Origin of the sequence: Bradyrhizobium sp., assembly GCF_050014615.1 — a bacterium.
In the GTDB taxonomy this organism is placed as follows: domain Bacteria; phylum Pseudomonadota; class Alphaproteobacteria; order Rhizobiales; family Xanthobacteraceae; genus Bradyrhizobium.
Window position 1 is genome coordinate 1 of record NZ_JBEKCZ010000219.1, and the last position, 8450, is coordinate 8450.

General features: G+C 63.9%; 4 protein-coding genes. 3 read left to right on the forward strand and 1 reads right to left on the reverse strand.

The window, feature by feature from the left end; translation table 11 throughout:
• The first annotated feature begins 725 nt into the window (after nt 1-725).
• Together ABR948_RS25465 and ABR948_RS25470 are read left to right on the forward strand one after the other, a co-directional pair.
• Nucleotides 726-3224, forward strand: a complete 2499-nt coding sequence (locus ABR948_RS25465; protein ID WP_428123267.1) for an autotransporter outer membrane beta-barrel domain-containing protein — start codon at nt 726-728, stop codon at nt 3222-3224.
• A 448-nt stretch (nt 3225-3672) separates the two neighbouring features.
• The gene (locus ABR948_RS25470) at nt 3673-4512 is read left to right on the forward strand and encodes a universal stress protein (RefSeq protein ID WP_428123269.1); all 840 of its coding nucleotides are present in this window, start codon (nt 3673-3675) and stop codon (nt 4510-4512) included.
• A gap of 82 nt (nt 4513-4594) precedes the next feature.
• Here the strand turns inward: ABR948_RS25470 and bamA are convergent, their stop codons facing one another.
• Nucleotides 4595-6919 carry an outer membrane protein assembly factor BamA gene (gene bamA / locus ABR948_RS25475; protein WP_428123270.1) on the reverse strand — a complete coding sequence of 775 codons (2325 nt, stop codon included), beginning with the start codon at nt 6917-6919 and terminating at the stop codon, nt 4595-4597.
• Between the two features lie 286 nt (nt 6920-7205).
• Between bamA and ABR948_RS25480 the strand changes: the two genes are divergently transcribed.
• Nucleotides 7206-8261, forward strand: coding sequence for a hypothetical protein (locus ABR948_RS25480; RefSeq protein ID WP_428123271.1), 1056 nt, complete (start codon nt 7206-7208; stop codon nt 8259-8261).
• Nucleotides 8262-8450: the final 189 nt, after the last annotated feature.

Genomic DNA, 8450 nt, shown 5'->3' on the forward strand with positions numbered 1-8450 from the left:
TGCGCACGTGTGGCTCGATAGCCACAAGCTCGCTCTTTCGTAGGTCTCAAGACCGTCTCGGGACCTAGGCGCCCCCCTCAATCTTCCGCAAGAGTTCGCACCATCAAGCCCGTCAGGCGGTGGGTGTTTCCGCTCGTTTTCTGAGTTGGGCCAGCCAATTGCTGGGTGAGGTACTGGGAATGCGCGCGAGACAGCGTGAAGTTGCGGCTGATGTAGCGCGTATCTGGTCCACCCGGGCATCCGTCGCGCTGCTGTTGGCGTCGTCGGTCGCGTTCGCGGCGCCCACGTCCGCGCTGGCCGCAGGCGGAACCGGTGGGGACAGCAATTTCGGAGCGGCTGGTGGCACTGGAGGGGCCGGTCCTGATGGAGGCGTGGGTCAGGTAGGCCAAACCATCTTTTTGGGGGAGTATGAGGGCGCTGGTGGCGGTGGTGGCGGTGCTGGGAGTGGCGCGACACCGGGCGGCACTGGCGGGAGCGGCGGTGATGGCGGTGGCCTCGGCGGTGCTGGCGGCACGGCCGCCAATCTGAACGGGCAGACGGGGAGTCCAAGCAACGGCCAATACGGTGGCGGCGGTGGCGGTGGCGGCTATAGCGCCGCGACCGTGACCAACCTTTCAAATTCTGCCGTCCTGACCGGAGGTTCTGGCGGTGCCGGAGGCGCTCAGACGAACAGCAACGACGACGGCGGTGCAGGTGGTGGCGGCGAGGGGGGAGCCGGCGCCGTCGTGACAGGTGCCGGCGCGAGCACCAACACCGGCACACTCCAAGGCGGCGCCGGCGGAAACGGAGGAAACAGTGCCGGCGCCTACGGCGGCGGCGGTGGAGATGGCGGGATCGGCGTTCTATTTACATCAACCGGGTCTGTTCTCGTCAATTCCGGAATGATCATCGGGGGCCAAGGCGGCACTGGCGGCTCAGGCTATTACCCGCCGGATTATCCGCCTGGCTCGAATAGCGTGGGCGGTGCCGGCGTGGTCGGAGCTGGATTGACCGTCATCAACAGCGGCACCATTTCGGGCGGCCTTGCCGGCGACGGCGTTACGCGTGCCAACGCCATCACTTTCACGGGTGGTACGAACATCCTTGAGCTGCAGGCGGGTTACAGCTTTATCGGCAACGTGGTGGACCAGACCAATCACGGCACACTCCGGCTCGGAGGTGCGACCAATTCGAGCTTCGATGTTTCGGCGATCGGAGCCTCGGCACAATTCCAGGGCTTTGCAAGCTTCATCAAGAACGGCACTTCAACCTGGACGCTGAGCGGAACGACCACACAGGTCACGCCCTGGACGATCAATGCTGGCACGCTCTTGCTGGCCAATGTCGGCGCGCTTGGATCTGCGACCGGATCGACGACGGTCAATTCCGGCGGCACGCTCGATCTCGGAGGCACCACACAGACTCAGGCAGCCCTGAATCTCAACGGCGGCACGCTGCAGAACGGTTTGCTCAACGCGCCGATCAACTCGACAGGCGGCACGATCAATAATGTCGGCGGCACTGCGAGCCTCAACGTCACCTCCGGCACAACTGTTGTCAGCGGCACCGACAGCTTCACCGGTGGCATCACGGTGACGAATGCGACGCTGACGGTGAACGGCTCGCTCAGTGATCCAATCATCGGCTCTGGCGGTCTCCTCAACGGCACCGGCTCGATCGGCGATACCACGATCCAGAGCGGTGGCACGTTTGCGCCGGGTAACGGCACAGCAGGCTCGTCGATGACGGTAAACGGCAATCTCGCCTTTCAATCCGGCGCGCTTTATGTGATTGCAGTCAGTCCGACGACGGCAAGCTTCGCGACGGTGACGGGCTCGGCCACACTTGGTGGTGCCACGGTGAATGCGATGTTTGCGAGCGGCATCTACGTCAGCAAGCAATACACGATTCTGACGGCCACCGGTGGCGTTAGCGGTGCCTTCGCTTCGGCCATCGATAGCAATCTGCCATCCGGCTTTCGCACCGCGTTCAGCTATGACGCGACGCATGCCTATCTCGACCTCGCGCTCAGCTTCGTGCCGCCACAAGGATCGAATTTTGGCGGCAACCAGCAGGGCGTCGCCAACGCCATCGTCAATTTCTTCAACAGCAATGGCGGCATTCCGCTGATTTTCGGCGGCCTGACACCAGCCGGGCTGACGCAATTGTCCGGCGAGGCCGCGACCGGATCGCAGCAGACCACCTTCGATGCGATGACCCAGTTCTTGGGCGTGATGACCGATCCGTTCGTGAATGGCCGCAGCGATGGTGCTACCCCGTCAACTGGCACGACGGGCTATGCCGATGAGAACGCGCTGTCCTATACCGGCCAGCGCAAGCCGAACGACGCGCTGGCCGCGATCTACACCAAGGCGCCACCCGTCACGCCGTTCGAGCAGCGCTGGAGCACCTGGATGGCGGGCTATGGTGGTTCGCAGACCACCTACGGCAACACAGCGCTCGGATCGAACAGCACCACCTCAAGCGTGTACGGCACGGCCGTGGGCGCCGACTATCGCTTCTCGCCGAATACAATCGCGGGCTTTGCGCTCGCGGGCGGCGGCACCAATTTCAGCGTTGCCAATGGGGGTACGGGACGGTCCGATTTGTTCCAGGCCGGCGCGTTCGTGCGCCACAACGAAGGCCCGGCCTATATCTCGGCCGCATTGGCCTATGGCTGGCAGGACATCACCACCAACCGCACGGTGACCGTCGCCGGTACGGATATGTTGCGCGCCGAGTTCAATGCCAATGCCTATTCGGGCCGGATCGAGGGCGGCTATCGTTTTGTTACACCATGGAGCGGCGGCATCGGCATCACGCCCTATGCCGCGGGCCAGTTCACCACCTTCGATCTGCCTGCCTATGCCGAGCAGGTGCTGTCCGGCGCTGGCACGTTTGCGCTGGCCTATGGCGCCAAGGACGTCACCGACCCGCGCAGCGAACTCGGCATCCGCACCGACAAATCCTACGCCATGGCAGGTGGCGTGCTGACGCTGCGCGGCCGTGTCGCCTGGGCCCATGACTACGATCCCAATCGCTCGATTGGCGCCACGTTCCAGGCGCTGCCGGGGGCTTCTTTTGTGGTCAATGGCGCAGCACAGGCGCATGACTCCGCGCTCACCACCGCCGCGATCGAGATGAAGTGGCTGAACGGCTGGTCGGCGGCGGCCACCTTCGAAGGCGAGTTCTCCAACGTCACCGACAGCTACGCGGGCAAAGGCGTGGTGCGATACACTTGGTGAACGGCCAAAGCAGACGCGATCGCGACGCTCTTTAGACAGGCGCGGCATTGACGGTAGAGGCTAACTCCAAACTCCCACCCGAATTCATGTTGGCGGTGGTCTCTCTCAACTTCATCAGCAAATGCCGGATTGTCTGGCGCGCCGAAGACCGCCTCGGCGTTGCGTTTGTTTAAGCAACCCCCTGCGCGCCGGCTCCATGGTCAGATCCGTTCCCGGTCGGGGCATCCTGATTGATCCGGGATGTCGCGGGAGTCGGATGGACGTCGGGCGCGCCGGGCAGCCAAACCCGTGTCCGGGCCGATCGCCCGCCCCATTGAGCTCGATCAATATGCGATCGGGCCGTCAGACTATTTTGATCAGGATTTCGATCGATGTCACCGATGCCGATCGTGGCGCGCCGCGACGTGGAGCGGCGCGCGAGGGCGAGAGGGCAAGAGGAAATGTTTCAATGTCGTTCAAAAGCATAGCTGTCTTTGTCGATCCCAGCCCGGCCGGCGCGGCGCGCGCCGTCTATGCGGTCGGGATGGCGTCGCGTCATGGCGCTCACCTGATCGGGATTTTCGTGGTGCCGTTGATGTCCGGTGGCAGTACCGCGGAATCCTTCGTGCAGGGGCGACAGGCGGTCGCGCAGGTCGTTGCCGGTCACCGGTTCAAGGAAAACAACGCGATCGCTGCCGCGAAACGAAGCTTCGCCGCGGCCTGCGGCCGTGAAGACATCAGCTTCGAATTCCGCTCTCTGCACCAGATTGACGTTGATGACAGCGTTGCGCTGAATTCCCTGCATGCCGATCTGGTGATCGTCGGAGGTTCGCGATCCCAGGGATTGCCCAGCGACTGGTCGGCCGAAGCGCTTGTGCTTGCGACCGGCGTGCCGTTTCTGCTGTTGCCGGAGCCCTGGACCGGCTCCCATGCGGCGCATGTGCTGGTCGCCTGGAATGCGAGCCGCGAGGCCCGGCGCGCGATCGCGGATGCGCTTCCGTTTCTCGTCGGTGCGCAGTCCGTCACCATCCTGGTGGTCGATCCCCAGAACAACCCGCGTCACGGCGAGGAGCCCGGCGCGGATGTGGCGCGCTATCTCAGTCGTCACGGCGTGAGGGTGACCGTCGAACAGGTGACCTCGCAGGGCGAGCCCGTCGCCAAGACCATCCTGGCCTATGCGCAACGTCACGATACCGATCTCATTGTGGTCGGCGCTTACAGCCGCCCCCGGACCACCCAGATGATCTTTGGTGGCGTGACCCGGTCGCTGCTGCGCGACGCCGCCGTTCCGCTGCTGATCGCGCATTGAGCCGGATATTCTGCGGGCCAGGCAGCGAGCGAAAACGGCGGAAGCATTTGCGCTGCATGCGCGGGATCAATGAGCGCCCGCCTCAAAACGGCGAAGCGCTAAAGCCGAGCGGCTGCACCACGTCGTAGCTCGTCTTGCTCAGCGGTACCGCGTAGTTGACGGTGAGCGCGCCGAACGGCGAGCCCCAGGTCAGGCCGACGCCGACCGAGGAGCGCACGATGTTGGCGTTGGCGAGCTGCATGGTTTGCGTCGAGCCCGGGAATGTCGTCGGCCCGGCGTAGTGAAACACGCTGCCGGCATCGACAAAGGCGCTGGCCTTGAGGCCATATTCCTGCGGCACCCCCGGAATGGCGCTTTGCAGTTCGGCGGTCGTCGCCCAGTACATACTGCCGCCGACATTATCCATGGTGGTGCCGGGCGTGAGATCGCGGGGCCCGAAACCGTTGGGCGCAAATCCCCGCACCAGGCTCGGGCCGCCGAAGAAGCTGTCGATCAGCGGCACTTGCTGGCCGCCCCAGCCGGTGATGTAGCCGCCCTGGGCGCGCACCATGCCGGTGAGATCGCTGTTCAGCGACTGATAGTAGCGCACGTCTTCGGTGGTGCGGAGGAAGTTGACGTCGCCGCCCAGTCCCGCGACATCCTGCTTGAGCTGCGCATTGAGGCCGCTGGTCGGATTCTTGGCATTGTCGAGCGTGCTGTAGGTGACGGTGTCGCCGACGGCCGAAACCCATTGCGGACCAGCCAGCGCCGCCTGCTGAATCGGCAGCGAAGCGGGTGCGGCGAGCGAGGCCGGATCGAGCGTGACGTCCTGTCTGGAGATCGAATAGCGCCACTGCACGCCCAATTGCTCGGTCACGGGTGTGCCAATCTGCATCGACGCGCCGTAGGTGTTGGTGCCGTAGGACTGGTAGCTGTTGGCGTCGCTCGTCTTGGCGAACAGGTCGATACCGGCGGAAACCTTGGTGCCGAGAAAATACGGCTCCGATGCCGCCAGATCGACGCCCTGCGTATATTGGCCATAGGTCACGGTGGCCTTCACGGTGTCGCCGGTGCCCATAAAGTTGCTGTCGCCGACCTTGACCTCGGCGAGCAGGCCATCGACCGTCGAGTAGCCGCCGGAGACGCTGAAATCGCCGGTCTGCTGCTCCGTCAATTCGACATCGACCACGACGCGGTCGGGCGCCGAGCCCGGCTTGTTGGTGATCTTTATGGTTTTGAAATAATTCAAATTCTTCAACCGCCGCTCGGCGCGATCGATCAGGCCCTTGTTGTAGGCGTCGCCCTCGGAGATATCGAATTCACGCCGGATCACGTAGCCGCGGGTGCGGGTATTGCCATGGATGTCGATGCGCTCGACATAAGTGCGCGCGCCCTGTTCGATCGTGAACGCCACGCCGATGCGTTGCGCCGCCGCGTCGCGGGTGGTGCGGGGCATGACCCGCGCAAAGGGATAGCCGAGTTTCGAAAGCTCGACCGCGAGGACGTCGTCGGTCTTGTCGAGCGCGTTGCCGTCGAACAGCGCGCCCGGGCGCACCAGCAGCAGGCGGCGCAATTTTTCGGGATCGAGCCCCGGCACATTGCAGACGAGGGTAATGTCGCCGAAACGATAGAGCGGGCCTTCGTCGATCGAAAACGTCAGCGTGAATCCGTGGATGGCCGGATCGTATTCGGCCCTGGCCTCGGCCACGGCGACGTCGGCATAGCCCTTGCCGCGGTAATACAGCCGCAACTGCTCGCGATCGCCGTCGACGCGATCGGGGTCGTAGACGTCGCTGTGGGTCAGAAAACTCAGGACCGAGGTGGTCGAGGTCTTGATCACGGCGCTGAGCTGGCGTTTTCCGAACGCCTTGTTGCCGGTGAACTCGATCTGCCGCACCGGTGTTTTGGCGCCTTCGGTCACGACGTAGACGAGGTCGACGCGGTTGCTGCCGCGGCTGATGATCTCTGGCCTGACGCCGACATCGTCGCGGCCGACATGGCGGTAGGCTTCCAGGATGCGGCCGATATCGCTCTGCACCATCGCACGCTGCAGCGTTCCGCGTGGTTTGGATTCGATCGCGGCGGTCAAATCCGCATCATTGACCTTCTTGTTGCCTTCGAACACGACGAGGCCGAGCACCGGCGCTTCGCTCAGATGCACCACCAGATGTTCGCCCGCGGGCTCGATCGTGACCTTGTCGAACAGGCCGGTCGCCAGCAGCGCCTTGAGCGCGGCATCGCGCGCGGCTTCGTCGAAGCGGCCGTCGGAGGTCGGATGGAAATAGGAGCGCACGGTGTCGGCGTCGATGCGCAGATTGCCCTGGACGGTAATGCCGGCGCGCGCCTTCGCGTCGCCATCGCGCGCCTTCGCTTCAACATCCGCGGCTTCCGCCGCCAACGCCGAACACAGCGCCAATACTACGATCAACAACGCCCCTGCAGCTATCGGCCGTCGGCATTGCCGGCTCAATAGGCCCATCACGCACGTCCGCCTGTCATCCCACCTGTCCCGACCTGATCGAAGTGGGTGCGCGCGGCGAAACAATGTCTGGGATAAGGTCAGTTGTGGCCTTAAGCGTTAACGGCTTGCCATAATTTCGACGCGGTGCCGAACCGCGCTTGTCGTATAGCCGCTTTAAATGCTGCTTAGCCAAGGAGCCGGAAAACGTGGCGCTGCGCGTGCTGCAGACGCCCACGCTTCTTGGGAGCGTCACATGCGTACCACAGCTTTCGTCACTGCTTTGTTTGTGCTGATCGAGCCCCTCCATGCCGCTGTTACACCTGAGGTCGATCCGCACGCCTCGCTCGGCGTGGTCCAGCAATGGATCTACAATTACCGCGCCAGGCCCGATTACGCGCACGTCCCCGCCGCGATGCGCGTGCTGTTTCACACCCAAAGCTTCAAGGAGCCGGAGAATGCCGGCATCTATCTCGGCTTTCTCGCCGGCGCGATCGGATCCAACCCAGCCAAGGCCGAGCAACTCGTCACCAGCCTGTTTCCGATCCCGCCGGAAGATGAATGGGTGATCGTGCGCGCCATCGCCTATTCGGGATTGCCCGACTGGCGCAACCTGTTGCGCAAGGTTGAGCCGCGGATGCCGGGCCGCAAGGTGATGATCGACAGCTATCTCGCCGGCACGCTGCCGACCCTGACCGATATCCCGCTGGAAGAGACCAAACCCGGCATGCTCGACAAACTGCGCGGCGTATTCACGCAGAATCCGTTCGCCAAGGAAGACAAGAAGCTGAAGCTGACGCAGACCTTCGCCGGCAATCAGGATCTCTTGGATACGCTGTGGGGATATTATTTCGCGACCGGTTCCTATGTGCCGGTTCTGCACATCATCAAGATGCTGCCCTGGAGCAAGAGCCATGACACCATCGACAAGCTGACGGTCGGCAGCATGGCGCGCTACACGCTGGCGAGCTATGCGGTGCGCGATACGGGCCTGCGCGAATATCTGCGCAGCGAACTGGCGGTGCAGCCGGCGGCGGTGAAAGGGCCGTTGACCGAGGTGGTCGAGGCCGCCGACACCGTGCAGCTCGGCGCGGTGCGCAAGGACGCGCTCGCCGCGGTGGAAGAGCTCAAGGCCAAGGGTTCGGATTCAAGGCGCAACCTCGACTTCTGGGGCCAGGTCGGCGTCGGCGCGGTCGCGCTCGGCTGCGTCTCGGCCGCGGCACTGGGCCAGGTCGCGGTCGGCATCCCCTGCGTGATCGGCGGCTCGGCCTCGCAGGGCCTGCTGTCGTTCTGGGAAAAGCAGCAGCAATGAGGGTGGGTAATCGAAGTGCGAATTCAGTCACCTCGCCCCGCTTGCGGGGAGAGGGAGTTTGCCGCTGCACCAGCCGATAACCGCATCACGCCGGCGAGGCGAGGGGTTTGCCCTTTTCGACGATATAGGTGCTGAGCACCTTGGTCTTGGCGTCGCCGTTCTTGTTGCCGGCATGCGGGGTTTGCGGCG